The following is a 1,058-nucleotide window of genomic DNA, read 5'->3' on the forward strand; positions in this document are numbered from 1 at the left end:
GCGGCTTGCCGGCCGCCGTCACCGCCCGCGACCTCAATAGCGGCACCAACTTCCGCCGCGCCCGCCTGGGCGTCGACGGCAAGGCCTTCAAGAACTTCGACTACGGCGTGCTGCTGGACTTCGGCGGCGCGGGCACGGACGGCGCGGGCCAGCTGCAGGAGATCTACCTCCAATACAACTACGCGCCGTTCAAGGTGAAGGTCGGGGCGTTCGCGCCGAACCTGGGCCTGGAGGACGCCGCCTCGACCAACGGCTCGCTGTTCCCCGAACGCCCCTCCGGCTCCGAAGCCACGCGCGGCCTGGCCGGCGCCGACCGCCGCATCTCGCTGCAAGCCCAGGCCCTGGGCGAGCGCTGGCTGGTCTCGGGCGCGGTGACCGGGGCCAAGGCCGGCGACGGCGCCACCTTCGACGAGCAGCTGGGCTATGTCGGCCGCATCGCCTTCATCCCGTTCAGGGGCTATGACTGGCTGACCCATGTCGGCGTCAACGCCAGCCGGATCGCCCAGCCGGCCCAGATCGCCGTGGCCGGGGCCTATCCGATCACCGTAGAGGACCGTCCCGAACTGCGCACCGACGGCACGCGCCTGGTCAGCAGCGGGGCCATCGACTCGTCGGGCGCCCGCCACTACGGCTTCGAACTGGCCGCCCAGAAGAAGAACTTCCTGATCCAGGGCGAGTATTTCGACATCGCCCTGGACCGCCGCAACCGCGCCGCCAACGTCACCGACCCGAAGTTCAGCGGCTGGTACGTCGAGGGCGGCTGGGTGCTGACCGGCGAGACCCGCAAGTACAACGCCGCGAATTTCGCCTTCGACGCCCCGACCATCGACAACCCGTTCGACCCCAAGGCCGGCAAGTGGGGCGCCTGGGAACTGGCGGCCCGCTATTCGGTGCTCGACCTGAACCACCACGAATATTCCACCGTGCCGGCCGACCGGGTGCGCGGCGGCGTGCAGGAGATCGTCACCGCCGGGATCAACTGGTTCCCCAATTCGGTGACCAAGTTCTCGCTGGACTATCTGGACGTCGACGTCGACCGCCGCGACACGGCGGGCGCG

The 1,058-nt window shown here is 69.7% G+C and carries 1 protein-coding gene; it reads left to right on the plus strand.

Annotation, left to right across the window (positions count from 1 at the left end; genetic code table 11):
- Positions 1-1,058 (plus strand): OprO/OprP family phosphate-selective porin (locus tag PMI01_RS06425; RefSeq protein ID WP_007665766.1); only part of this gene is annotated, 1,058 nt, incomplete at both ends.

The sequence above is a fragment of the Caulobacter sp. AP07 genome (assembly GCF_000281955.1).
In the GTDB taxonomy this organism is placed as follows: domain Bacteria; phylum Pseudomonadota; class Alphaproteobacteria; order Caulobacterales; family Caulobacteraceae; genus Caulobacter.